This window comes from Pontibacter litorisediminis (genome assembly GCF_029360645.1).
Taxonomy (GTDB): Bacteria; Bacteroidota; Bacteroidia; order Cytophagales; family Hymenobacteraceae; genus Pontibacter; species Pontibacter litorisediminis.
Window position 1 is genome coordinate 352068 of the sequence record NZ_JARDUA010000003.1, and the last position, 23583, is coordinate 375650.

The 23583-nt window shown below is 51.2% G+C and carries 21 protein-coding genes; 4 read left to right on the plus strand and 17 right to left on the minus strand.

Annotated elements, in window-relative coordinates; genetic code table 11:
* Positions 1 to 4: 4 nt before the first annotated feature.
* The 10 genes from PXG97_RS11510 to PXG97_RS11555 all read right to left on the minus strand — a co-directional run bounded on the left by PXG97_RS11510 (position 5) and on the right by PXG97_RS11555 (position 10197).
* Complete coding sequence (locus PXG97_RS11510) at positions 5 to 2191, minus strand: TonB-dependent receptor (RefSeq protein ID WP_276497895.1); 2187 nt, start codon at positions 2189 to 2191, stop codon at positions 5 to 7.
* Positions 2192 to 2273: 82 nt separating this feature from the next.
* Positions 2274 to 2540 (minus strand): hypothetical protein, encoded by a 267-nt coding sequence (locus PXG97_RS11515; RefSeq protein WP_276497896.1) that lies wholly within the window; start codon positions 2538 to 2540, stop codon positions 2274 to 2276.
* 322 nt (positions 2541 to 2862) lie between these two features.
* The gene (locus tag PXG97_RS11520) at positions 2863 to 3543 is read right to left on the minus strand and encodes a hypothetical protein (protein WP_276497897.1); all 681 of its coding nucleotides are present in this window, start codon (positions 3541 to 3543) and stop codon (positions 2863 to 2865) included.
* A gap of 258 nt (positions 3544 to 3801) precedes the next feature.
* A complete protein-coding gene (locus PXG97_RS11525; protein WP_276497898.1) occupies positions 3802 to 4521 on the minus strand; it encodes a DUF5131 family protein in 720 nt (239 codons plus the stop codon).
* A gap of 11 nt (positions 4522 to 4532) precedes the next feature.
* Positions 4533 to 5408: a three-Cys-motif partner protein TcmP gene (tcmP, locus tag PXG97_RS11530; protein ID WP_276497899.1), complete on the minus strand. Its 876-nt coding sequence runs from the start codon at positions 5406 to 5408 to the stop codon at positions 4533 to 4535.
* Between the two features lie 46 nt (positions 5409 to 5454).
* Positions 5455 to 6588, minus strand: a complete 1134-nt coding sequence (tcmP, locus tag PXG97_RS11535) for a three-Cys-motif partner protein TcmP (RefSeq protein ID WP_276497900.1) — start codon at positions 6586 to 6588, stop codon at positions 5455 to 5457.
* A 296-nt stretch (positions 6589 to 6884) separates the two neighbouring features.
* Positions 6885 to 7400: a L,D-transpeptidase family protein gene (locus PXG97_RS11540; protein WP_276497901.1), complete on the minus strand. Its 516-nt coding sequence runs from the start codon at positions 7398 to 7400 to the stop codon at positions 6885 to 6887.
* Positions 7401 to 7498: 98 nt separating this feature from the next.
* Entirely contained in the window at positions 7499 to 8770 is a 1272-nt protein-coding gene (locus tag PXG97_RS11545; RefSeq protein ID WP_276497902.1) for a Y-family DNA polymerase, read from the minus strand.
* On the minus strand, positions 8767 to 9231 hold the full coding sequence (locus PXG97_RS11550; RefSeq protein WP_276497903.1) for a LexA family protein: 465 nt from the start codon (positions 9229 to 9231) through the stop codon (positions 8767 to 8769). The genes PXG97_RS11545 and PXG97_RS11550 overlap by 4 nt, the downstream gene beginning before the upstream one ends.
* A gap of 306 nt (positions 9232 to 9537) precedes the next feature.
* Positions 9538 to 10197 (minus strand): SOS response-associated peptidase, encoded by a 660-nt coding sequence (locus PXG97_RS11555; RefSeq protein ID WP_276497904.1) that lies wholly within the window; start codon positions 10195 to 10197, stop codon positions 9538 to 9540.
* Between the two features lie 872 nt (positions 10198 to 11069).
* Here PXG97_RS11555 and PXG97_RS11560 point away from each other — a divergent pair.
* The 3 genes from PXG97_RS11560 to PXG97_RS11570 are packed head-to-tail and all read left to right on the plus strand — an operon-like array spanning position 11070 to position 17089.
* The gene (locus PXG97_RS11560; RefSeq protein WP_276497905.1) at positions 11070 to 12788 is read left to right on the plus strand and encodes a type I restriction-modification system subunit M; all 1719 of its coding nucleotides are present in this window, start codon (positions 11070 to 11072) and stop codon (positions 12786 to 12788) included.
* 10 nt (positions 12789 to 12798) lie between these two features.
* Entirely contained in the window at positions 12799 to 14100 is a 1302-nt protein-coding gene (locus PXG97_RS11565; RefSeq protein ID WP_276497906.1) for a restriction endonuclease subunit S, read from the plus strand.
* 13 nt (positions 14101 to 14113) lie between these two features.
* Complete coding sequence (locus PXG97_RS11570; protein WP_276497907.1) at positions 14114 to 17089, plus strand: type I restriction endonuclease subunit R; 2976 nt, start codon at positions 14114 to 14116, stop codon at positions 17087 to 17089.
* A gap of 102 nt (positions 17090 to 17191) precedes the next feature.
* Here the strand turns inward: PXG97_RS11570 and PXG97_RS11575 are convergent, their stop codons facing one another.
* A complete protein-coding gene (locus PXG97_RS11575; RefSeq protein WP_276497908.1) occupies positions 17192 to 17578 on the minus strand; it encodes a hypothetical protein in 387 nt (128 codons plus the stop codon).
* A 102-nt stretch (positions 17579 to 17680) separates the two neighbouring features.
* Positions 17681 to 18676 (minus strand): ADP-ribosylglycohydrolase family protein, encoded by a 996-nt coding sequence (locus PXG97_RS11580; RefSeq protein ID WP_276497909.1) that lies wholly within the window; start codon positions 18674 to 18676, stop codon positions 17681 to 17683.
* 142 nt (positions 18677 to 18818) lie between these two features.
* Between PXG97_RS11580 and PXG97_RS11585 the strand changes: the two genes are divergently transcribed.
* Entirely contained in the window at positions 18819 to 19019 is a 201-nt protein-coding gene (locus PXG97_RS11585; protein ID WP_276497910.1) for a hypothetical protein, read from the plus strand.
* Positions 19020 to 19139: 120 nt separating this feature from the next.
* On the opposite strand, the gene PXG97_RS11590 is transcribed toward PXG97_RS11585, so the two are convergent.
* From PXG97_RS11590 to PXG97_RS11610, 5 genes are all read right to left on the minus strand, one after another.
* Complete coding sequence (locus PXG97_RS11590) at positions 19140 to 19385, minus strand: hypothetical protein (protein ID WP_276497911.1); 246 nt, start codon at positions 19383 to 19385, stop codon at positions 19140 to 19142.
* A 61-nt stretch (positions 19386 to 19446) separates the two neighbouring features.
* Positions 19447 to 19635: a hypothetical protein gene (locus PXG97_RS11595; protein ID WP_276497912.1), complete on the minus strand. Its 189-nt coding sequence runs from the start codon at positions 19633 to 19635 to the stop codon at positions 19447 to 19449.
* Between the two features lie 58 nt (positions 19636 to 19693).
* Positions 19694 to 21010: a hypothetical protein gene (locus tag PXG97_RS11600; protein WP_276497913.1), complete on the minus strand. Its 1317-nt coding sequence runs from the start codon at positions 21008 to 21010 to the stop codon at positions 19694 to 19696.
* 351 nt (positions 21011 to 21361) lie between these two features.
* Complete coding sequence (locus PXG97_RS11605; RefSeq protein ID WP_276497914.1) at positions 21362 to 21745, minus strand: hypothetical protein; 384 nt, start codon at positions 21743 to 21745, stop codon at positions 21362 to 21364.
* A 543-nt stretch (positions 21746 to 22288) separates the two neighbouring features.
* On the minus strand, positions 22289 to 23581 hold the full coding sequence (locus PXG97_RS11610) for a tyrosine-type recombinase/integrase (protein WP_276497915.1): 1293 nt from the start codon (positions 23579 to 23581) through the stop codon (positions 22289 to 22291).
* Positions 23582 to 23583 lie beyond the last annotated feature (2 nt).

Consider the following 23583-nt stretch of genomic DNA (forward strand, 5'->3'; position numbering starts at 1 on the left):
TTGTTTACAGTAAGTTAAGTTTGATACCCCCGTTGATGACCCTGCCGTCCACAGGGGCGTATATTTCGCTGAACTTCGGGTTTCGCATGCTGCCAGTGTAGATGCTGCCGAACTTGCTCTGCCTCGTGTCAAAGATGTTCTCGAAGTTAAGGAACAGGGAGAAGCGCTCGAACATCTTCTCTAGCATCAGCCCGTTTATCCAGTAGTCACGCCCCCAACTGCCATCAGTTAGTCGCTGTGGGGAGAAGTAGTACGCTTCCAGCCCGATGCGGAAGTTGTCCTCTTTTTCCAGCATCAGCACCGTGTTCACCCGGTGCTTGGGCGTGAGTGGCATGTCGGCCACGGTGCCGTTGTAGTGCTGCCGGGCATCGGTGTAGGTGTAGCCGAGGAAGAGCTTCACCCACTCGTAGCCGAACTTCATGTTTGTCTCCACGCCCTTGGAGTCCACGTGCCCGCTGGCGTTCCGGAATTCATACAGGTTGTCGGGGCGCAGGGTAAGGATAAGCGGGTTGTCGAGGTAGGTGTAGAAGAACATATGGTTGACACTGAACGTGAGGTCCTCACTGATAAGGGTGTTGAAGTTGAGGTCAGCGTTACCGCCTATGGAGGTTTCTGCCTCCGTCTGGCTGATGTTCAGCGGAAGGATGTTGCGGAACGTGACATCCTCCGCCTCCTGTGTGAAGATAGTCGGGGTCTTGTAGCCCATGCCGCCCCCGATACGGGAAGTCAGCCGCTCGCTTATCCTGAACAGGGCTGAGACCCTCGGAAGCACGAACAAACCTTTGCTCTTGTTGGCTGGAGTAGGCGTCACATAGTCGGTCCTCAGCCCGGATTCCAGCACGAGCCATTCCACAGGCGAAAAGGTGTTCTGGGCAAAGGCACCGATGATGGTGTAGTCGTAGTCCCTCGAACCAGTTACATCCGCCTTCTGCTCCGAGAACTTGTCCGTCCAGAGGTTGGCCCCGATGACCCAGTCTGACTTGCCACTGTTTACACTGTAGGCTACCTCAGTGAAGCTGGCGGTCTGCTCCCCTTGAAAGTCGTAGCCCGGCACAGCAATGTCCCGGTCAAAGAGGCTCAGGCTGTTCTTCACCGATACCATGGCGCTGTCGGAGAGCCGATGCTCGAAGCTGAGCTGTGTGGACAGCCTCTCGGTGCTGTTCTCCTCGAAGTAGAAGTCGCCCCCGTCCCCGTCAATGTAGCGCAAATCACCTCCTAGCCTGTCCTCCTTGGAGGCGTTCACTCCGAAGGATAGCTCGGTGCGCTCGCCCGGGTAGTAGTACAGCCTCGGATTCACTGTGTAGCGTTCAAACTCTGGGATAGCGGAGAAGCCGATGTCGGCAGGGTCGTAGGCTCTGTTGGCGTTTCGGGACGCAAACACTGTGGCCCCCAGCTTGCCGTAACGTTTGCCGTAGAAGCCGCTCAGGTCAAGCCCGCCCGCACTGGTCACGTTCGCCATGAGGGAGAGTTCACCCTCCTCTGTGGGCCTCTTGGTAATCAGGTTCACCAGCCCGGCTATGGCACCGCCACCGTAGAGCGTGGACGAGCTGCCCTTGATGACTTCCACCTGATATAGGTTCAATGGGGGAATCTGCATGATGCTCAGCCCGCTGGAAAATCCGGAGTAGAGCGGGAGACCGTCCTGCAGAATCTGGGTGTAACGGCCATCAAGACCCTGAATGCGGATGTTGGCGTTGGCACTGGTGGCCGAGGTCTGCTGCGTCAGGATGCCTGTGCTCTCGCTGAGCAGCATCCGGATGTCACCCGGCTTCATGTTCGCCTTCTCTCCCAGCTCTTCTGATGTGATGGCCTCCACTCGGGTGGGGATATCCTCGATGGTACGGCTACTGCGGGTGGTGGAGATGACCACCTCTTCCAGCTCTTCCCCGCCCTGCTGCATCAGTACCACAATAGGCGCAGTCTGAGAGAGGGGGAAGTTGAGCGTGTCCAGCCGGTCCTCGTAGCCCACGTAGCTGAACCTGATGACTTGCGTTCCTACCGGGATGCCCGTGAGTTCGACTGCCCCGGTAGCGTCCGTGGCTGCCCCTATGGTGGTGCCTGTTACGGCTGCCGTGGCTCCAATCAAGGGCTGCTTGGTAGCGCCATCTCGGACGATGGCTCTGAGTGTGTGCTGGCTATACGCCAGTGTGCTGCCCATGAGCATGAGCAGCAGAAAGATATACTTCTTCATTTTGGAAAGTCTAATGCGATAAAGGATTACGTGCAGGCACAGAAATGTGCCGCAAGCATGGTGACAGCGTCACGGAGAGGCATTAGGCTATCTTGGGAGGTTGCCAGATGGCATACATGGGCTGGGGAAAGGGGTGCTGGGCGTAAGCCGTAACGTGGCTGCTCGGCTTTATTGAAAGCGTGACTGGCCCAGCATAGAACCCGGATATGGTGAAGCCCACGCAGGCAGCGCAGCTATAGAAGGGTGAGCATGCTTCTGTCTTGTCCGTGTGGCTGTCGCTCTGCTCGGTGGTTACCTCACCCATGGAGCACCCCTCATCAGGGCAGCACGGCATGGTGGAGAGTGCCATAACCAAAATAGCTAATATGATAGTCAGAGCTTTCACTACACAAAGATAACAAGATGACTCCGAAGGAACAAGGTGGTAGGGGGATGCGTCCGCAGGGGACTCGAACAAACCTCTGTTACAAGTAGTGTAGCAGAGTTTTTATAAAATGCACCATATTAAGTACCCACATTCAGTATTTCTAGGCTCTTCTTTCACCAAAAGAGATGTCTTTAGGCTCACCGCGCGCCCTACTCCTCTACCGTGAGGGCCACCGAGTTGTATTCGGGTTGACCTGACCTAAACCAGAGCAGATAATCCCCAGCGGGGACAGCCGCACATCCAGCTAGAACTCCACGGTGCGCACCACACGCTGGCCGACTGATAGGAGCAGCGTGTCCATGGTCACGGTCTGCACCCCGTCCTTTGTCTTCCTCGTGTCTATCACGACCGGCTGTTCGGCCGCGACCTCCACCACCCGCGTAGATGAGTAGTCGCTTCGCCACGTCTCTACTTTCCCGCAGGATTGTTCTCCGTCCACCCCGACCGGTGAGTACACGGTGCTTGCAAAGTAGTCGGAGGTCTTCACCTGCTCTGGATTGCTCAGGCGCAGCTCCAAGAATGCCTTGCGGGGAATGAAGGAATTCACCTCAATGGTGGTGTCGCGCTTCATCTCAAAGAAGGTGAAGCTGTAGTTGTCCTTGCCACACAGCATGTACTGAACGGTGTCAACGGCAATGTCCACGTTGAAGTAGCCTTCTCCCAACTCATCGTCCCTCACCTGAAAGGCGAGTTGGTAGTTTCCGTCCGCGTCAGTCTTGGCGGTTGCCTTCTTCCGGATGGTACCACCAGAGAGGTAGCGGGTATTGACCCATTCAAGGGTGAGAATGGCCGACCCGAGCGGGGCGGAGCCCGTGCCCGTTGTGAGCTTGCCCTGAATGGTGGTACAGCCTGTTAGGCAGACTGGCCCGGTAATGTCTTCCTCTTTATCCAGACACCCGGATATCAACAGTAGCACTAGTAACATAAGGGGTAAGGCAGTTTTTTTCATTGCTCTACATGTTGAGATATGCTGAGGTACGTACTTATGATACGTACACTAATACATTGTGCTACATTAATATAGTGAATCTAGCTTTATATTTTCTTCCAGTCCTTAAGATTGTTGAGGCTGAGCGGGTGCTCTTCAACGGTAGGTGCATCACATTAGGAGCCAGTATATGCAGTAGGGTTGATTCTGATGAGTTGGAGGTGAGAGACTAAGGTTTAACGGCAACTTCTCTTATCATATAAGGATGAGCCTCTCGGGCATAGCGTCATAGGTTCTTCCATTTAGCTGTCTCCCTGCTGCTTTCTTATTCCTCCCGCCCCACTGTTTGAAGAAGAAGGCCACTCTGGCTCTTTCACATTGAGCCTGAATGTCAATCACCCATTCAGCTCTCATGGGTCTGGGGTTTCTTCCGGACTCACCGCCTACTATAACCCAATCAATATTATGAAGGTTAAGATTTGGCAGCGGACCGATAAGAGGCTCCAAAGACAGGAACTTGACCTCTGCACCAGTTCGCCTCAGGTGGTCAACTCTGAATGTTACGGCTTCATCCTCCACAGACACGCCCATCCAAATATTGGGGGTCCAGCTCAGTAAAGGAGAAAGTTCCTCTAATCGTTCGGCTCTTTTGGTGAGTATCTGGAAGGTATGCTGCGGGCACTCGTTCATTACTTTGAAAACCTGCTGCACGAAACTCAGCGGCACATCCTCGTGGAATAGGTCGCTCATGCTATTTACGAAAATCACGGACGGCTTCCACTTACGGGGTTGGTCCAGCACCTCCGGGTGTACAACTACTTTTTTGAAGCCGCTGCTGTACTTCTCCAATCCCATTGCTTGTAGCCTCTTAGTCATAACCTCAGCATAGCAGAACTTACACCCTTGAGATATTTTGGTACACCCGGTTGTTGGGTTCCACGTGACCTCGGTCCATTCTATACTTGATTCTGCCATAGGTATAATGTTTATCGTGTTGAGTACTTCCTGATGATATCATTTGAGATGCGCAGGCCAGCCTTATTGTTGCTTGCACATATGAAATGGTACAGTGTGTTTCTGTTCTTGCCCTTCATCACGTAAGGCCTACTCACGTGTTCCCAGATTTTCCCAAGCTGCTGCGAATATAGCTCTGCTATCTTGTTAATACTATCGTCCTGCTTCTGTAACTGCGTGACCTCGTCTCCAAAAAGGGTCATTGAGGTTGTTGTTCTGTAAAAGTGCATCCTAATATCGGTTTCAGTTAGGCCTAAAAAGCGCTCCAATCTCCCCATCCACGCTTCCGAGATGTTGCCATCCGCAGTGAGCAGCCTGTTGGCGGCAACGCCCGAAGGTAACAGAACCCACAGGTCAATGCCAAGCCCTGCGCATGCAGCCAGCGACTCCCAGTCCAGAGCCATACCAAAGGGGTCTATAAATGCCAAGGCCCTGTGGTTAGGGTTCTTCCTTAAAAAGTCAGCCAAAGCCTTCAACTTTACGTTGCAGTCATTTGAAACACAGAATATGTTTTTGCCCGGAAACCTCTCTTTCAGTGACGTGTCAAGCGTGCTGCACTTCGCGTTATCCAGCTCAACCAAGTAGTATATATCGAACTGCTTTGGGTGGTCGATGCTTAGAACTTTTGCCGCAACACCCTCAATTAACGAGTCTGTCAATCCTAGGTCCAGCTTCGGGCTTTCTGAGGGAGTTGCATCAATCGTACCGCATCCAGCAAACCCATCAAAGTAAACCAGCTCAAATCTGTACTTGTTCATAATGGTGAGGTAGGCGTTCAGGTACTCCATGAAGATGCGAATCTTCTTCTGGGTCCACGCACCACCAAACCTGTTATATCCTTGTGCCATAAATATAAACGTTTATATGCTAGTAATGTTAGTTTTGCTAAATTAATTAGTTGAAGCAGATGATTGAGGTGTAGGTGATTTTGCCCACAGGTCCTCCCTTCTTTGCGTCTCTGATGTCCAACAACCCTTGCTCGCGGAGCAGGCGAAACGCCCCCTTATAGTTCTCCTTGATATAGTTGGTGCCGATGTTATGCCTTTCGAACACATCCTTTATTGAGCATCGGTCATATAGGGCCTTTTTCCTATAAAGGTCCTCCGTAAGTTTGATTATAGAGTAGGGCAAGTACCTGTGGTAGTCCGGTATCAAGAGGCGCAGGCGTTTCTGGTTGGCCCCAAACAATGGGACACCATCCTCTTGGAAGTCACTGTACTGCGCCATGATTTCCTTTATTCTCATATAAGCGATTTTGGCCTTGGTGACAAAGACCAAGTAATGGCTTGTCTGGTTCCGGTGCGGAAAGTTAATCTTGAACTTGAAGGTCAGGTAGTTTCTCTGACGGAAGATTCCTTCGAAGGAGTCGATGATGTAGGCCTCGCGCTTCTTGGGTTTTTTTTCTCGCTTGTAGTATTCTCTGATGTCGTCAATGCGTTCTCCGAAGATTTCCTTCATCAACTCGGTGACGTTTTCGTTCAGTACCGCTGAACGTATCCTGTTCACGTTAAATAGCATAAACAGGTCAGAGCCCCAGTTCTTTACTGACTGCAAAAGCATTTCCTGCGAGAAGCTGTAGCCGAAAGGGTCTATGAAGGTAAGAGATGGATTGCTGCTGTTGAGCAGGTTCACGAGTAGACGCTGGTTGGCCTTTTCGTTAAGCACTAAAGGGGCGTGGTGCAGTTCCTCATAGAATGGCAAAGAACTCAGGTTGGTTTTCAGCTTCTCCACCACCGACTTGGTTGAGTCATTGAAGAAAGTTTTGACACTCTTATTCAGGTCTATCCTTTCACCAGAGCTTCTATGAATGCTCTCCAAAATCTTAATGGGAGTTGAAGGCTGACCATCCTCGTAATACCCCTGACCTGAGTATAAGTCAACGTAAAGTACCGTATCAATCTTCTTGAATCTCTGTCCGTGTAGCAGTATTCCACACCAAGCCTTGAAGTACTTGTTCAGTATCTCGGATTTAATCTCGGACGTGTTCCTTTTTTCCTTAAAGAAACAATGGGGCTGTATAGAAGCCATCGCTTACGGGGTGAATTGGATTGTTCTTTCTAAATATATTAAATTTTAATTTTATATAATGATACGCAGGAAAAATTATGCATGAGTTTGTGTCAAAGTATGACGCCACGTTTGATGAGGATGCGTAGTACTTTAAATCAATGGACTACAGGACTATAGGGTACTAGGCGGAAGCATTATTAATAAGAGGCAGAAAACTAGGAGGGCAAAAAAGGCGAAGCGCTGCGCCAGCGCCATGGTTACTGGTATACCAGTTAAAGCTTCGTTTATTAAAATACTTGCTGCTTTGGTCAGGCTTATGGGTGAATCTCGATAGGAGTCCCCACCGCTACTGCCTCGTAAAGCTCGCTAATCTCATCATTCGTCACGGCTATACACCCTTGCGTCCAGTCCGCCCACCTATGTAACTTGCCAATGACACTAGTGCCATTACGGAGACCGTGAATTTTAATTGCTCCTCCAACTGGTTTGCCCAGCTTCTTTGCATGAGCGATGTCGTCCGCGCTCGGGTAAGAGATGCCCAGATTTTTGTGATAGGCGCTGTTAGGGTTCTTATCGTTGATGGTGTAGGTGCCTTCTGGAGTCCTCCTATCCCCCTCGAATTCCTTACGGCCATCAGGCTTGCGGCCCAAGGATATAGTATAGGTCTTGACTAACTGGTTATCCGCATAGGCCAGCAGCTTCCTCTCTGACTTGTACACTATTAGCCTATCTATAGCCGTGCCGGGAGTTAGCTCTTGCTCAGGGAAGAGGTTATAGGCTAGGAGTCCAACAGTAACAACTGCAAGGGACCATTTAAAGATAGTTTTCATTGTAGGTTGTGCTTGGCAATAGATTTAAATGTCTATCTAGAACCCTAAGATAAAGTTTTTATATGATGTAACACCTCACACTAATGTACCAGAAGCAGTTAAACGCGCACCTGCTGAATCTCCTCTATCCGTGTCGTGTAGCAGGGGGACTTGAAGTCGCTCTTCAACTGCCATGAACTGTCTACCCCCTGCGCAGCTACCCTCACCTTGCTCCTACCGAACCGGTCCGTAAGCCCATCCATGACAGTCATCAACCTCGCGTGCTTCTCCCGGTCGACCGTGTCCAGCAGGTCGAGCTGCAGTTGGTTATCCGGGACAATTTCGGTCACTATCACCCCGGACTTCTTGTACCAGTAACCTTCCCGGTAAATCTCCTTTAAGGCGATGCTGGCGTAGTGAATCAGCTCAATGTCCGAGTTGGTCGCTACCGGCATGCAGATGGTCTTGCTGTTGTAGTACTGCCTGTCATTCTCGGAGAATCTGTTGGTAGTGACGAACACCGTAATGAACCTCGCGCAGGACTTCTGCTGTCGTAGCTTTTTGGCGCACTTGGCGGCATAGGAGGCGGTGGCTTCCAGCAGCTCATCGAGCGTGTTCACCTTCTTACCGAAGCTTCTGGACGTGCAGATGCCTTTCTTGGGTGGCGCGACCTCCTCAAGCTCCAGACACGACTCCCCCCGCAGCTCTTTCAGCAGCCGCACCCCCACTACCGTCATGTGCTGCCGCACCCAGTTCTCCGATAGCTGGGTGAAGTCGTGCGCGGTGTTGATGTTGCGCTTACTGAGGAACTTGGCGTACTGCCCCCCGATACCCCACACATCCTCCACCTTAGTCGCCTGCAGCGCCTTCTGTATGTGGTACGGGTCCGTCAGCACCAACACCCCGTTTGCCTTTGGCGACTTCTTGGCCAGTTTGTTGGCCACCTTCGCCAAGGCCTTCGTAGAGGCCACGCCCAAGCTCACGGGTATGCCTGTCCACTGCGTCACCGTGCGCTTTATCTCCCAAGCGTAGGAGAAGAGGTCGATGTCATAGAAGTCCCCGAGGTCGAGGAAGCACTCATCGATGGAGTACACCTCCACATTAGGGGTGAACAGCGAGAGCGTCTGCATCACGCGGTCCGACATATCGCCATACAGCACATAGTTGGAGGAGAAGGCATGCACATGCCCCCGCTCCACCAGATTCCGGATTTTAAAGTACGGCTCTCCCATCGGTATGCCCAAGGCCTTGGCCTCGTTGCTACGGGCTATCACGCAGCCATCGTTATTACTGAGCACCACCACCGGCTTGCCGTTCAGCGAGGGGTTGAACACACGCTCACAGGAGGCGTAGAAGTTGTTGCAGTCGCAGAGCGCGAAGAGGCTGGTCATAGCCTCACCGGCTTGTGCAGTATCCAGACCACCACGCCCCACACGCGCATGTCCATCTCCTCGGTCACCTCTATGGGCGTGTAGGCTGGATTGGCTGGCATCAGGTAGGCCTTGTTGCCTTCTTTCTTGAACGTCTTGACCGTGAACTCCCCGTCCAGAAAGCACACCACGGGCACACCATCGGATGCCTTCAGGGACTTGTCAATCACCAGTATGTCTCCGTCATGGATGTTGGCATCGACCATGGAGTTACCTTTCACCCGCATCATAAAGGTGGACGTGGGGTTCTGCACGAGGTACTTGCCGAGGTCAATGCGGCCCTCAAGGTAATCGTCCGCTGGGGAGGGGAACCCGGCTGAGACGTAGGAGGCGAATAGAGGAAGTTCTACACCTTCCAAGTAATCGAAGTTCAGGTGCTCCAGCAGGTGGGAGTCAATAGGAATAATCTTTGCGCTGCACATATCAACCAACTCTTAGTCTTAAGCACTAAAAATATTAGCACAATATACGGGCGCAAAAACTATAAAAGCTAAATATATTAGTTTTATTTATTCGCATCCAGCCTGTCTGGGGAGCAGTGACATCTACTCGGGCTTCATGAAAATCACTCCATCCGTGGCTTACCTGTTGAAGGAGAAGAGGAAGAACAGAACTAATATGGTTACAAGTAATGTGTAGAACATAAGCATCTCCTTAGTCGAATAGTGCTTGTCATCGCCTGAGAACAGGCACATGAAGTCGTTGAGCAGTCTTCTCATCTTTCCATGTTATAGTGAGTTCAGCACCTCTGGCACGTTGTTTAACGGGGAGTTGACCAGCGTGGACACCGGGTACTCCTTCATCTGGGCTGCCTCAAAAGGCTTCAACAAAGACAGCAGGTCCTCTTGTGTCTCGTGCTCGTCCAGCCACAGTTCCTCCGCTTCGGGGGAGAGCATGACGGGCATGCGGTCATGGATGGGCCTCACCAGTTTATTGGCTTCGGTGGTGATGATGGTGAAGGTGTGCAGCACCTCCCCGGTACCCTTGTCCGCCCACTCATCCCAAAGCCCAGCGAAGGAGAACAGCTCTTCACTCTTCAATAGGATGCGGTGCGGCACCTTTCCGTGCTCCGTCTTCTGCCACTCAAAGAACCCGTCCGCTGGCACCAAACAGCGCTTGGATTTGAGAAGCGTGCGGAAAGATGGTTTCTCGGTAAGCGTCTCCGCTCGCGCGTTGATGGAGCGCTTGACCGCCTTGGCGTCCTTTGCCCAGAAAGGCTGCAAGCCCCACGAGAAGTACTGTATAGTGTCAGGCTTGTCACCTGTTACCACAGGTAAACTTTGGGAAGGCGCTGCGTTGTAACGCCCTTCCTGCATTCTTTCTGCCAGAAGCTTGGCAACTCGCGAGTCGCCTTTGGCCTTTGGTATAACTGAGTATCTTCCGCACATAAGCTGGTATAAATAATCTGAAGAATCAATACTATTTGAGGGGCAGGCACCGGGAGTAGTTGTCTGTATGACTTGCTATGGAGGTAAGTTCTTATAGTCTTGCTCTACTAGTTCAGCAATATCGACAGAAGTACTACCTGTGCTTCGTACCCTTGTACACAATCAAAAGGCATCGTCTCTAGTTCAAAAGCCCTATTAGCATTCTACGAATTGCAACTCAAAATTCTAGGGGATAAGATTATTTTATACTTATTTTAAATTTAGAATCATTCAAAATAATAAAAAAATGCCTTGGTTGCGTTTAAACGTATAAGTTAGATTTTTATTCCTACATATAGTGTGATGAAAATATTCCTACATTTTATGAATAAACTAATTTTTACCTTTGTAGTAGATAACAAACAAATAATAAAAAACTACTATGAGATTTTACGCACACGTAGGTCCTACAGGGCCATTTCAGACTTACAACGGTAGACCCTACAATACATTTATGGCCTTTGATTCAAAAAAGGAACGTCAGGACTACCAAGATAAAGTGTGGGAAGAAAGCAATCATCAAAGAAATGTTGTTTTCTGTTCCAGAAAGTATGTGGAGAGCTGGTTTGGGAGAAATTTTTATGTTGGCCATGACAAGTTGGTATATCGTTCAGAGGATATTTATGTAGGCAAAAATCTTTATTACGTATATCCCCATTTAAATCCCAACGACTGATTTGGGCCAAATCAGTATCTAGTCTTGCTAACTTCCCTACAATGTGGAGTACAGCGCACTCGTGTCCTCCCCACAATATCCCAAATTTCATTTAATATTCTAAATCTTATATTTTATCTTGTGGCAAAGAACATCTGAGAGAAGATTACCTATACCCATGATAAATTTTAGAGAGTACGCCAACTTCATCTGGTCGGTGGCCGATTTGCTGCGCGGGGACTACAAGCAGGCGGAGTATGGCAAAGTGATACTGCCCTTTACCATCCTGAGGCGATTGGACTGCGTGCTGGAGAAGACCAAGCCAAACGTTCTGAGTCGGTTCGAGTCGTTGAAGCACTCACCTGTACAAAACATCGACCCCATCCTGAATGCGGAGGCGAAGCTCAACTTCCACAACCGCAGCAAGTATGACTTCGAGAAGCTGGTCGCGGACCCGAACAACCTTGCCGCTAACTTGAGGAACTACATCACCGGTTTCTCTGAGGGCGGACGGGAAATTATGGAATACTTCAAGTTCGAGGAGCAGGTGAACAGGCTGGAGGAGGCGGACCTGCTTTTTCTGGTAACAAAACGCTTTCAGGAGATAGACCTGCATCCGCAGAAAATCAGCAGCATGGAGATGGGCTACATCTTCGAAGAGTTGATACGCAAGTTCGCGGAGATATCGAACGAGACGGCAGGGGAGCACTTCACGCCACGCGAAGTGATTCGCCTGATGGTAAACCTGCTGTTCCTCAATGACAGGGAGATACTCACACAGGAGGGCATTGTGAAGACCCTCTACGATGTATGCGCGGGTACGGGCGGCATGCTATCGGTGGCCGAGGAGTACTTGAAAGAGCTGAACCCGAAGGCCCGTCTGGAAGTGTTCGGGCAGGAGCTGAACCCAGAGTCGTACGCCATCTGCAAGGCCGACATGCTCATAAAAGGGCAGACCCCCACGAACATCAAACTCGGTAACTCGCTCTCGAACGATGGGCTGGAATACAACAGGTTTGACTATTGCCTCACGAACCCTCCGTTCGGGGTGGAGTGGAAGAAGGCCGAGAAGCAGATAAAGGACGAGCACCAGAAGAAGGGTTTCGGTGGTCGCTTTGGTGCCGGGCTGCCGCGCATCTCGGACGGCTCGCTGCTGTTCCTGCAGCACCTTGTAAGCAAGATGAAGCAGAACGAGGAGGGGTCCCGCATCGGTATCGTGTTCAACGGCTCCCCGTTGTTCTCCGGTGGTGCCGGTTCCGGGGAGTCAGAAATCCGCAGGTGGATTATCGAGAACGACCTGCTGGAGGCCATCATCGCGCTTCCGGACCAACTCTTTTACAACACGGGCATCGCCACCTACATTTGGATGCTCACTAACCGCAAGCAAAAGGAGCGCAGAGGCAAGGTGCAGCTCGTGAATGCCGTAGGTTTTTATGAAAAAATGCCTAAGAGCCTTGGCAACAAGCGCAACGAAATTAGCCCGGAGCAGATAGCGGATATCACCCAAATCTACGGTGACTTCACCGAGGGTGAGCACTGTAAGATTTTCAACAACGCGGACTTCGGCTACAGCCGCATCACCATCGAGCGCCCGCTCCGGAATGAAAACGGCAATGTGGTGACCGATAAGAAAGGAAACCCGAAGGCGGACGCCTCGCTGCGCGACAACGAGAACGTGCCGCTGACGGAGGACATCGAGGAGTACTTTTCTCGGGAGGTGCTGCCGCACGTGCCAGACGCGTGGGTAGACCACAGCAAGACCAAGGTGGGCTACGAGGTCAACTTCACCAAGTACTTCTACCAGTACAAGCCGCTGCGCTCGCTGGACGAAATCAGGGCTGATATCATGAAGTTGGAGGAAGAAGTGTATGACGAAGTGGCTAAAGTAATTTCCTAATCCAAGTGGTATGATGAAGAAATACGATAGCTACAAGAATTCGGGAGTAGAGTGGCTGGGAGAAGTCCCTGAGCACTGGGAGTTGAAGAAGCTAAAATATGTGGCTAACATCAACCCGTCAAAGGCAGATGTACTAGCAGGTGTAGATGACGAACAGCCTGTGACGTTCCTGCCGATGGAAAAGGTGTCGGAGAACGGTACAATCGATACCGAAATCAAAAAGCCTATAAAAGAGCTGGTGAGTGGTTTCACATTCTTTCAGAAGTGTGATGTGATTGTCGCCAAGATAACACCATGCTTCGAGAACGGTAAGGGGGCGTATCTGGAGAAGCTGGACAGTCCCTTTGGCTTTGGTTCAACCGAGTTCCACGTGCTCCGGGGTCATGAAGAAGTAGTCTTAAACGAGTTCCTATACTACGTCACCAAGTCTAACCTTTTCATGGAGCTTGGTGAAGGAGCAATGACAGGTGCCGGTGGCCAGAAACGTGTACCCACCCCTTTCTTACAAGATTACCTGCTAGCATACCCTTCTTCTCTGACTGAACAGAAGGCCATAGTTGATTTCGTTAAATCTAAGACCTCCCAAATCGACTCCCTTATCCAGAAGAAGCAGCAAATGATTGCGTTGCTGGAAGAGGAAAAGACAGCGGTCATCAACGAGGCGGTCACCAAAGGGCTGGCCCCTGATGCTCCTATGGAGGACAGTGGTGTTGCGTGGCTCGGTAAGGTTCCAGCGTATTGGGAAGTGAAGAAGTTAAAGTATCTAGCCAGCCTGAAAAGTGGAGATAGCATCACATCCGATTCAATAGATAGGGAAGTAGGCGAATACCCCGTGTATGGCGGAAATGGGCGTAGAGGGTATACGGCATCTTATACCCATGAGGGATTTTATATCCTAATAGGTAGACAAGGTGCTTTGTGTGGCAATATTAACTATGCCCAAGGGCAGTTCTGGGCTTCAGAGCATGCCGTAGTTGTTTCAATTTTAGGCCAACATGACACTATCTGGTTGGGCGAGTTACTACGGGCCATGAACCTAAACCAGTACTCTCAATCTGCGGCACAGCCGGGACTAGCGGTTGATAACATACAGAACCTATATGTGCCAGTCCCCCCATACTCTGAACAGCTTGAAATTTCTTCATATATCCAAGGTGAGCTTGGGAGGATAAACACTACAATCACCCATGTTATGAGAGAAATAACTCTTCTCCAAGAGTACCGCACAGCTCTAATATCTGAGGCAGTAACGGGTAAGATAGATGTCCGAGACTACCAACCAGAACCCATCACTTCCACCGCGTTAGCATAAACACACACCAGCTATGGCAACAGGCATCCACACCGAGCAAACGTACGAAGAGGCCATCGAGAGCTTCCTGATAGAGGAGGGCGGCTACATGAAAGGCGACAAGCACAGCTTCAACAAGGAGCTGGCGCTGGACGAGTCGGTCATCTTCTCCTTCCTGCAATCCACCCAACCCAAAGCATGGGAGGCCCTGAGTAAAATTCACGGTCCGGAAATGGAGAAGAAGCTCCTGAACAGGCTCTGCAAGGAGTTGGAACTGCGCGGTACGCTGGACGTGCTGCGCAATGGCATCAGCGACTATAACATCAAGTTCCGGATGGCTTTTTTTAAGCCAGAGAGCAGTCTGAACCCGGAAGCCGAGGAGCTGTATGCGCAGAACCTGCTCACCGTAACACGGCAGGTGAAGTACAGCAAGCAGAACGAGAACTCGCTGGACCTTGTGCTGAGCGTGAACGGCCTACCAGTGGCCACTGCGGAGCTAAAGAACCAGTTCACCAACCAAACCGTGGAGCACGCAAAGCACCAGTACATGCACGACCGGGACCCCAAGGAACTGCTGTTTCAGGGGAAGAAGCGTGCGCTGGTGCATTTTGCCGTAGACACGGACGAGGTGTACATGACCACCAAGCTGGATGGGAAGAGCACCCGTTTCCTGCCGTTCAACCTCGGCCACAACAATGGTGCTGGTAACCCTCCGAATAAGTATGGTTATAAGGCAGCATACCTCTGGGAAGAGGTGTGGGCCAAGGATAACTGGATGGATATCCTCAGTAAGTTTATCCACTTACAGGTGGAGGACTATGAGAGTGGCGGTAAGAAGTATAAGAAGGAGACCATCATCTTCCCGCGCTACCACCAACTGGACGTGGTGCGAGAAGTGTCCAAAGACGCCCGGGAGCATGGGGCTGGAAAGAACTATCTGATTCAGCACTCGGCTGGTTCCGGGAAGAGTAACTCCATTGCATGGCTGGCCTACCGGCTGTCGAGCCTGCACAACGCTCAGGATGAGCGGGTGTTTGATTCGGTGATTGTTATCACAGACCGGAAGGTGCTGGACCAGCAGCTACAGAACACCATCTTCCAGTTCGAACACAAGCAGGGCGTGGTGCAGAAGATAGACAAGGACTCTTCCCAGTTGGCCGATGCCCTCAATGCTGGTTCCAATATCATCATCACCACCCTGCAGAAGTTCCCGTTCATTCTGGACAAGGTGGCGGAGCTGCCAGCCCGCAGGTATGCCATCATACAGGACGAGGCTCACTCGTCAGCGCACGGGGAGTCATCGAAAAAGATAAAGGAGATACTGGCCGCTAAATCGCTGGAGGAGGCCGAAGCTAACGAGGCCGATACCGGGGAAGAGAACGATGCCGAGGATGCCATCCGCAAGTCCATGTTGGCCCGTGGGATGCAGCCGAACCTCAGCTTCTTTGCCTTTACGGCCACACCTAAGGAGAAGACACTAAAAGTTTTCGGACAGGTGGGGGCTGACGGGAAACCGCGCCCGTTCCACCTGTACTCCATGCGGCAGGCCATACAGGAGGGCTTCATCCACGATGTGCTGAAGAACTACACTACGTACAAGACCTTCTTCCAGCTCACCAAGGCCATTGAGGACGACCCGGCCCTGAACAAGAAGAAGGCCAACAAAGCGATAGGAAAGTATGTGTCGCTGCACCCCCACAATCTGGCGCAAAAGACAGAAATCATCATCGAGCACTTCCGACAAGTCACGAGCAAGAAGATTGGCGGCAAGGCAAAGGCGATGGTGGTGACCGGCTCACGCCTGCACGCGGTGCGCTACTACATGGAGTTCCAGCGCTACATCAAAGACAAAGGCTATTCCGACATCAAGGCGCTGGTGGCGTTCTCCGGAAAGGTGCTGGACAACGGGAACGAGTTCACCGAGGTGCAGCTCAACGGCATTGGAGAGAAGGAACTGCCGGAGCATTTCGCCACAGACGCCTATCAGGTGCTGCTGGTGGCCGATAAGTATCAGACCGGCTTCGACCAGCCCCTGCTGCACACCATGTATGTGGACAAGAAGCTATCGGGGGTGAAGGCCGTGCAGACGCTGTCGCGGTTGAATCGCACGGCCAAGGGTAAAGAAGATACCTTTGTGCTGGATTTCGCCAACGAGCAGGAGGACATCCTCAACTCATTCCAACCTTACTACGAACTGACCACCGTGGAGCAGCCCACGGACCCGAACCTGCTCGCGGACCTCAAATATAAGCTGGAGTCCGCGCAGATAATCTGGCATTCGGAAGTGAACGCCTTCTGCGAGGTCTACTTCAAGTCGAGTGACCGGATGAACGCCAAGCAGCAGGCCAAGCTCAATGCGTACATAGACCCAGCGGTTGACCGTTTCAAATGCATTCAAACAGAGGAAGAGAAAGAGGACTTTAAGCATGCGCTCGTTTCTTTTATTCGCCTGTACTCTTTCCTGTCGCAGATTCTGCCCTTTCACGATGTGGAAATGGAGAAGCTCTTTGCTTATAGTCGTCTGCTATACAACAAGCTGCCCCGGAGCACCGGTGGCGGCACCATCCATCTCGATGATGAGGTGGCGCTCGAATACTACCGCCTGCAAAAAATCAGCGAGGGTGGCATAGCGCTCGAAGATAAAGGGGAGTACGGCCTGAAAGGAACTACCCAAGCCGGGATGCGTGGCGGCAAGGAGGAGCAGGCGCAGCTATCGGAAATCATCAAGGTGCTCAACGACCGCTTCGGCACCGAATTCACCGAAGCCGACAAGTTCTTCTTTGACCAGATTAAAGCCGACCTGAAGCAGGACGAGGAGTTGCAACTCCAAGCCAGAAGCAACTCAAAGGAGAACTTCCGTTACGGCTTAGAGGACAAGTTCATGAAGACCACTATCAACCGGATGGAGCAGAACCAAGACATCTTCGCAAAAATCATGGATAATGACGACTTCGCGAGACTGGTGAAGAGCTGGATGTTGGACATGGTCTATAAAGAGTTGAATGAGTAGGTTTGGTACCTTAGGAGGATGATAATGCGTTGGAGAGAGGGACACTATCCTGACTATTGCACTTAAAGTAAAAGGCTGGTACACTACTACCAGCCTTTTACTTTATTCTATTAACTCTAGAAGGCTTGCTATCTTATTCGTCCGCCCGACTGTTCTATTAAAATGTTTCTCGTGAACTAGCTGAAGTTCTATCACCCTTCCTAACAAGGTCACAGGGTTGAGACTGATGAATATAAGGTGCTCGTCCTCAACTTCATACTTGTACAAAAAATCATTGTACTTATGTAAGAGTGCTAACTTGTCGCCAGTATAGACAGTGACTTTATTTGGACTCCGGTCACGCTCTCTAGTTATGACCATATAATCATCATAAACGTCATAATAAACGGTATCGACTATCAGTCCAATGCTTTTGTTTTTCTTTTCCTGATGCTCTTTGATGTTGGCTAATGCTAGTTGAATATTCTGTTGTTGCTCTTGAGCGCCCATTACTATGTGCTTTTATGGTTGGTTCTGCGCATTATAGAAACGGGAAAGTTGAAAGTTTTAAAAACAAAGAAAATTTTTTGAAGTCTCCGTTCGGCTAAGCTGTTAGATGGGACAACGTACTTGCTGCTCTTTATTTTTGTCAGATAGGGAGGCTGCGAACCGCTCAGCAAGGTCGAGGATATCCCTGTGTCTGGCCATCTCTGGGAGCCAATGCGCAATGTCTTCTATCCCCCACACCAATGATGCTATAGAGCTTGTTAAAAATCCGTTGCTATCGGTATCTTCACCTAATGCCACGACTGTGTCCAAGGCATTCTTAAAGGAGGAGGCCCTTAAAACGCTCCAAAGGCTGCATTCGAGGGTGTGCACGCAGTAGGGAGAGCTGTAGACCTTGTCCTCTTCCAAACCGGGTATTATGCCTTCCAAGACCCGGTACAAGGCGCTGATGTCTTTCTGGCTGAATGAGGTGGAGGGGAGGTGCGCTTTGACCAGTTCGTTGGCTGCATGATAGGCATCGAGTCTATCCATGATGAGGACGTGCTGGATGTAGACGACATAGTAGAAGGCCGTGAGTATGGCGACCGGGTGGCGGTGCGTGATGCTGCTCACCAGCATGGTGTGGCGGAATATTTCATCCGGGGTCATCCTCAGCGTGTAAAAGGCGAGGGCAAGGCTCCGGGTAACGCCAGCATTGCCTGCGCTCATGGGGTGGTCATCCCCACACAACTCTGCTCTCATGTGGCAGGCTGCATATCTTTTGAGAGACTTGGCAGTTGTTATTCCCACATCGAAAATTTCGCCTCGGGCTGACCAGTAGGCGGTGGCGGGGTCATGCCACAGGCAGAAACGATGGGCCATGTCCTCCACGTCAAAACCACCAATCAGTGATTCGGTAGCGCAAAACAGGAGGCTGGAATCGTCCGAGAAGGTGAGCGGAGGCTGGTTAAATGCCATGTAGCCGAGCGGTTCTGTGATGACCGGATACTCCTCCCGGATGTAATCTCTGGAATAGAACTCCACGGGCAAAGCGTATGCGTCCCCGAATGAAGCGCCCTGATAGCACTGGATGATTTTCTGTTGCAGAAGCTGATGTTCCATATACAAAGATAGCTCTTTGCTAGCTCACCTACATTACTCAAAAAAATGATGGCCGAGTCCTGCGCAGCGGGCCTTTTGTATGATATATACTTACAGCCTGACACTGGGTGTGTCTGTGCTGGATTCAAAAAAAATTACAGATATGAGAAAATACGCGATGGACAGAGGGGCCAAGCCCTTCGACCTACGAAAAGAGTATGAGAAGGAGATGCATGCTGATACGTATGATGAAACATACCATTTCCCGTTCACAGAGCTGGCCGAGGCGACACCCCTCCACATACTAGAAATGCTGGGGCAGGCTAGTCCCGCAGCCTCACTACCAGCAAAGAAAAAGTCGTGACCCGAAACGCTATGGGGGATATGATTGGACCAGCCTCCGATAGGAGATGTACGGTATTGGCGTAGTGCTAATCTAATGGCCACCATGTGCTCTGTGTGGGTTTGCAGCAGCCGAGGCGGTTTACAACACTGACTCCTCAGATTGCCGTTGCTGATAATCTAACTCAGTGAACTCCACCTGCACGGTGTTGAGGTGGACGAACAAACCCAATGCATCAGGCGAGAGCACGCACAGGTGGTACACCTCGAAGTCGTGGATGAGGACCAAGCTGCTCAAGAACTCTTCGAATCGGGCATCGAAGTCAGCCTTGTGAAACAGTGCCTTGTACGCAGGCCTGACCTCATCTGTAAGCAAGAATAATCTCACCCTGTAGCTCTTGCTCGCCCTAGAGGTGAACCATGTCACAGCCTTGCCAGTCCTGAGGAGTTTATTCACATCCATCCTCATCTCTATTCTTCATTTTCTCTAGCATTATACCCAGTCGTGTAACGGCAAGGTCTAGCGCCTGTACCTTGCTTAGGCGGACACCGTGCGCGATGAACACGCTGTTCTGGATGTAGCTGAGCGTGTACGCGGTGCGGTCGTACAGCTTGACGGACTTATAAGTCGGGGTCATATCGGTGGTTTGTTTACAGTATATATAAATCTTCCACCTGCTTTCTACCAACATGGCATTACAGGGATGGTGGCACTGGATGTGGCGCAGCGCAGGTCTTGTCCTCCCCAGTGCTGCCTACCGTGAGGGGTATGCTAGAAGACAGCGGCTCCACGTTGATAGTCGGGTACACTCCCTGCGCTGCGAACTCGTCAAGCATAAGCTGCCGCACGTAGTCCGCATGGCCCTTTGTGACGACAAGTGAGTCGTGTATGGACAGAGCGAAGATGTTTTGCCCGAGGTCCGCCAGATGCTTCACTACACGGTCTATCATCAGTTCCGACTCCGCCTGCTGCATCTTGATAGAGAGGTTCTTGTAGTTCCCCTTCTTCTCCTGTACAATCACCTTGAAGCAGTTTGGAAACGCTTTTTTGAATGCCTTGGCATCTTCGTACTGGTAGTGGGGGTTATACCGGCAGTAGAAGATATGGGCGAAGCAGGCCTCCTTGAAGGGCTTACGAATCTTTTCCCGGTGCACCGGGCAAGCCGGGACCCCCATCAAGTCCATCATATGCTCGTAGAACTGGCCGGTCTCGCATAACTGGATGTACTTGGCCACATCCTCGGGCATGGTCCCCGGATAGTGGTGTTTGAGCACAAGGGAGAGCAAGAGCGGTTGGGAGTTACGGATGTCTAGGTTCACTAAGGCCTCACCGGATGCAACGCGCAAGAACGGCCTCAGGCGCTTTGGAAAGCTCGTGAGGTTATTGTGCACCCGGTTAACCACCATGTCCCTGACCATGAAGAACTCCCCGTTCTTGATTTTAAGAATGGCGAGGGTGTCGATGTTGTGCTGCTCCACCGTATACTCCGAGTCCGTAGCCAGCATCTCATCTATCATTGCAAGAGCGCCCTCGTGGTCTATCTGCAAGTCAAGTAAGTTGAAGTGGAGGAACTGCAGGTGAGGTGTGGCCACGATGGTCTTTTTCATAGCCTCGTGCTTCTTCCGGGTAAGCTTGGCCTCGAAGGCGGCATCGACCACCATCATCTGCCTTGCAACGTCCTGCCGGTAAGGCTGGGTGAGCCGGTACCAGTAGCACTTGGGGTCATAGATACCCATATCTCCTCCGTTGCTGTATATCCCGTCTCGCTCCACGATGTTATTATCCAGCAGGAACCGTATGATATGGGTATACTGCTGTGGCGTCACCACTTCCCGCATAGCCTCTGATGATATACTGACATAGCCTTGACGGTTGTCGTTCATCTTGTTGAGAATCCGCTCCTCGAACAGCTTATGGATAAAGTAGTGGTACTTGTCAATGTGCTTGTGCCTCTTCTCGGGCAGCATGCTCTTCAAATCTAGGTTAGTGGGTACAAATAAGTATTTCGTCATTCTCGTTATGTTTCCATTTATGGAATCGAGAATCGAAAAAGTTTTAAGCTTGAGTTAAATATTTTTAAAACCCTTACCACATAAGAGAGAAATACTTGGTTTTGATGGGTTATAGGTTGATGATGAAGTGAAAGGAGAACCTCCCCCCCCCCCTCGCAGAGGGGAGGGGCTAATAGGGAGTGTACAATACATCAATAGAGAGTTGGAGGGGCTTGATAGGCCTAGATATCGACTGTGTTGGGCCACTCCTGTCATGAGTGAGTTTTTCAGTGTGCTAGGTAGATGGTCGTGGTATGACTGCTCGAGAATTTGTTAGAGGTGAATAGACCGGGTGTCAATGTTGTCGTCAGCTTAACCTTCAAAGTCGCTGAATCTAGTTGCGATGTAACCATGTTGTGCTGGAGTAGACTCTGCCTTGGTTGACGCCTGCACCTCTATCTCCAGACTGGAGAGCTGGTAGACTGGCACCTGCTGTACCGGGACCTCTAGCGCAGGAAGCTCCTCGACCATACACGCGGAGAAGGAGGTGCGCTGCTGCTCGGAGTTAATGGTGCGCTCCAGCATGTTGAGCACGGCATCGCGGATGTCGGAGGCTGGGAAGACGTAGTTGTAGTACTCCTCTCTCCTCGTCACCACGCGGATGGTGATGGTGCAGTTATGGTTTTTGTAGTTGGTAGAGTAGGTACAGCTTCCAAACTGGAAAAGAGAATCTAGAGCGTCAATTTGTGCTTCCATGGCGAGGTTTTTTTTCTTATATATCGTAGACGCCTTGCTATGTTTTGAGTCACCGCACAGGGAGTGAGTACGCTGCGACACTAAACTCGGGTAGAGAGTATGAGCTGAATCCTGTGGGGTAATATGCGGGAGGCTTCGCAGACGATGAAAAGGAGGTGAGGCGTGTATGTGGGAATATTCTTTACAAAATGTAAAGATTGTAAAATGGGACTCTAGTTTGAGGCTGTGAACAGGCGGTTATGGTGCATCGGAACGGTGCATGGGCATAAAAAAACCGCTAAGTTTCTGATTCTTAGCGGCTTTCCTTGTAAATTGGTGGTCACGAAGGGAGTCGAACCCCTAACCTTCTGATTCGTAGTCCTAATATTGCTTCTACACCTGATAATATCTGTTTTCCTATACTTGCCTGAGTGAGCAAAATAAGCTGTTTTTCCTGTCACCTAGTGATATCCGGTAGGATGTGTTTTCCGGATCCGTATGCAAATCGTATGCAAATGGCTTTTGGCTGACCTCCTGGGACGCATCGTTGAGGCAGGCCAGCCGCTATGGATTCACCTCGGCCTGCGCTGCCTCCTCCCCAACACTGAAGTCCATCAGCTTGTCGGCTATCTCCCGCTTCACGCTCTCCTCAAAGCCGCTCCAGTAGTGCATCGTGGTTTTGATGTCGCTGTGCCCCAGGCTCTCCTGGATCATCTCCAGGCTCGCGCCGTTCCGCACCGCGTTGGTAGCGTAGGAGTGCCTAGCCCAGTAGGTGGAGATGTCACCGGTCACGCCAGCCGCCTTCGCCAGCGCTTTGATGTGCTGGTTTATGAAGCGGGTGAAGTTCTTGACGCACCTGTCCTGCTGCTTTGCATCCATTCCCTTGGATAGTATAGGAAACACGTAGTTGTCCCGGCTCCTAGTCTTGTTTCCGTACTTCTCTATCACAGATAGCGGGAAAGAGGATAGCGTTACGAGGATGGGCTTCTGATTGGCCTTGGAGGTATCCACCGTCTTGGCCCGCGTGAACACCAGCCTGTCCTCCTGCAGGTCGCCGTACCTCAGGTTCGCAATGTCCTTTATGTTCATCCCGTTGCAGGCGTAGCTAAAGAACCAGAAGTCCCGCGCCTTCGCCTGCTCGGGCACAAGGGGCTCAAACGAGAAGAGCTTTCCCAACTGCTCCCTGCCCAGCGCCTTCTTCAGGTTGCGCCCCGCCGGGATCTGGTACTTCCTCTTGCCAAACGGGTACGTTTCCTTCGTCAGGTCCCCCTCCTCGATCGCCAGGTTAAAGATACACCGCAGCGGCCGCAAATAGATCCCCACGGTCGTTCTGCTCTTTCCCTTCGAGAGCATCCACCGCTCATACCGGTTCAGAAAGTCCACAGTGATGCTGTCAAAGAACAGGCTCTTGGTTTCCTTTCTCCCGTGGCTGTTGACAAAAGATAGCAGGCTTTTCAGGCTCAGGTCGTAGTTGGAGGCGGTGGTGACCTTTCCCGCAGCCTCCAGCTTGCCGATGTAGCTCCGGTAGTGGTAGGCCGCGTCGCTGGCGGCGTACTTCTCCCTGAAAAGCTCCCGCTCGAACCTCTCGAAGGTGAAGACCCTCATACCGTCCAGGATCTCATAGGCATGCTTCTCCTTGGCGGTCAGCTTCAGCTTCAGGTCTTTAAAGTCGCCCCTTGGCTTCGGCGCCAGGTAAGAGCGCTCATAATCCTCTATGGTCAGGTCCATACCCAGCGGATAGAGTTTCTGCCTGCGCTGCTCGCCACTGCTCAGGTATACCCGAAGCTTGATGGGGTACAGACCGTTGCTCTTTGCTCTCCTTGTGTCCTGGTAGATGTTTATGATGGGCTTCAACATGA

Excerpts from the sequence above, each read along its gene's own strand:
- PXG97_RS11580 (WP_276497909.1), bottom strand. The coding sequence starts at position 18,676 with ATGGAACATCAGCTTCTGCAACAGAAAATCATCCAGTGCTATCAGGGC.
- PXG97_RS11515 (WP_276497896.1), bottom strand. The coding sequence starts at position 2,540 with ATGGCACTCTCCACCATGCCGTGCTGCCCTGATGAGGGGTGCTCCATG.
- PXG97_RS11545 (WP_276497902.1), bottom strand. The coding sequence starts at position 8,770 with ATGACCAGCCTCTTCGCGCTCTGCGACTGCAACAACTTCTACGCCTCC.
- PXG97_RS11605 (WP_276497914.1), bottom strand. The coding sequence starts at position 21,745 with ATGGAAGCACAAATTGACGCTCTAGATTCTCTTTTCCAGTTTGGAAGC.
- PXG97_RS11525 (WP_276497898.1), bottom strand. The coding sequence starts at position 4,521 with ATGGCAGAATCAAGTATAGAATGGACCGAGGTCACGTGGAACCCAACA.
- PXG97_RS11555 (WP_276497904.1), bottom strand. The coding sequence starts at position 10,197 with ATGTGCGGAAGATACTCAGTTATACCAAAGGCCAAAGGCGACTCGCGA.
- PXG97_RS11570 (WP_276497907.1), top strand. The coding sequence starts at position 14,114 with ATGGCAACAGGCATCCACACCGAGCAAACGTACGAAGAGGCCATCGAG.
- PXG97_RS11565 (WP_276497906.1), top strand. The coding sequence starts at position 12,799 with ATGATGAAGAAATACGATAGCTACAAGAATTCGGGAGTAGAGTGGCTG.
- PXG97_RS11610 (WP_276497915.1), bottom strand. The coding sequence starts at position 23,581 with ATGTTGAAGCCCATCATAAACATCTACCAGGACACAAGGAGAGCAAAG.
- PXG97_RS11520 (WP_276497897.1), bottom strand. The coding sequence starts at position 3,543 with ATGTTACTAGTGCTACTGTTGATATCCGGGTGTCTGGATAAAGAGGAA.
- PXG97_RS11575 (WP_276497908.1), bottom strand. The coding sequence starts at position 17,578 with ATGGGCGCTCAAGAGCAACAACAGAATATTCAACTAGCATTAGCCAAC.
- PXG97_RS11585 (WP_276497910.1), top strand. The coding sequence starts at position 18,819 with ATGAGAAAATACGCGATGGACAGAGGGGCCAAGCCCTTCGACCTACGA.
- tcmP (WP_276497899.1), bottom strand. The coding sequence starts at position 5,408 with ATGGCACAAGGATATAACAGGTTTGGTGGTGCGTGGACCCAGAAGAAG.
- tcmP (WP_276497900.1), bottom strand. The coding sequence starts at position 6,588 with ATGGCTTCTATACAGCCCCATTGTTTCTTTAAGGAAAAAAGGAACACG.
- PXG97_RS11550 (WP_276497903.1), bottom strand. The coding sequence starts at position 9,231 with ATGTGCAGCGCAAAGATTATTCCTATTGACTCCCACCTGCTGGAGCAC.
- PXG97_RS11595 (WP_276497912.1), bottom strand. The coding sequence starts at position 19,635 with ATGACCCCGACTTATAAGTCCGTCAAGCTGTACGACCGCACCGCGTAC.
- PXG97_RS11540 (WP_276497901.1), bottom strand. The coding sequence starts at position 7,400 with ATGAAAACTATCTTTAAATGGTCCCTTGCAGTTGTTACTGTTGGACTC.
- PXG97_RS11600 (WP_276497913.1), bottom strand. The coding sequence starts at position 21,010 with ATGACGAAATACTTATTTGTACCCACTAACCTAGATTTGAAGAGCATG.
- PXG97_RS11560 (WP_276497905.1), top strand. The coding sequence starts at position 11,070 with ATGATAAATTTTAGAGAGTACGCCAACTTCATCTGGTCGGTGGCCGAT.
- PXG97_RS11510 (WP_276497895.1), bottom strand. The coding sequence starts at position 2,191 with ATGAAGAAGTATATCTTTCTGCTGCTCATGCTCATGGGCAGCACACTG.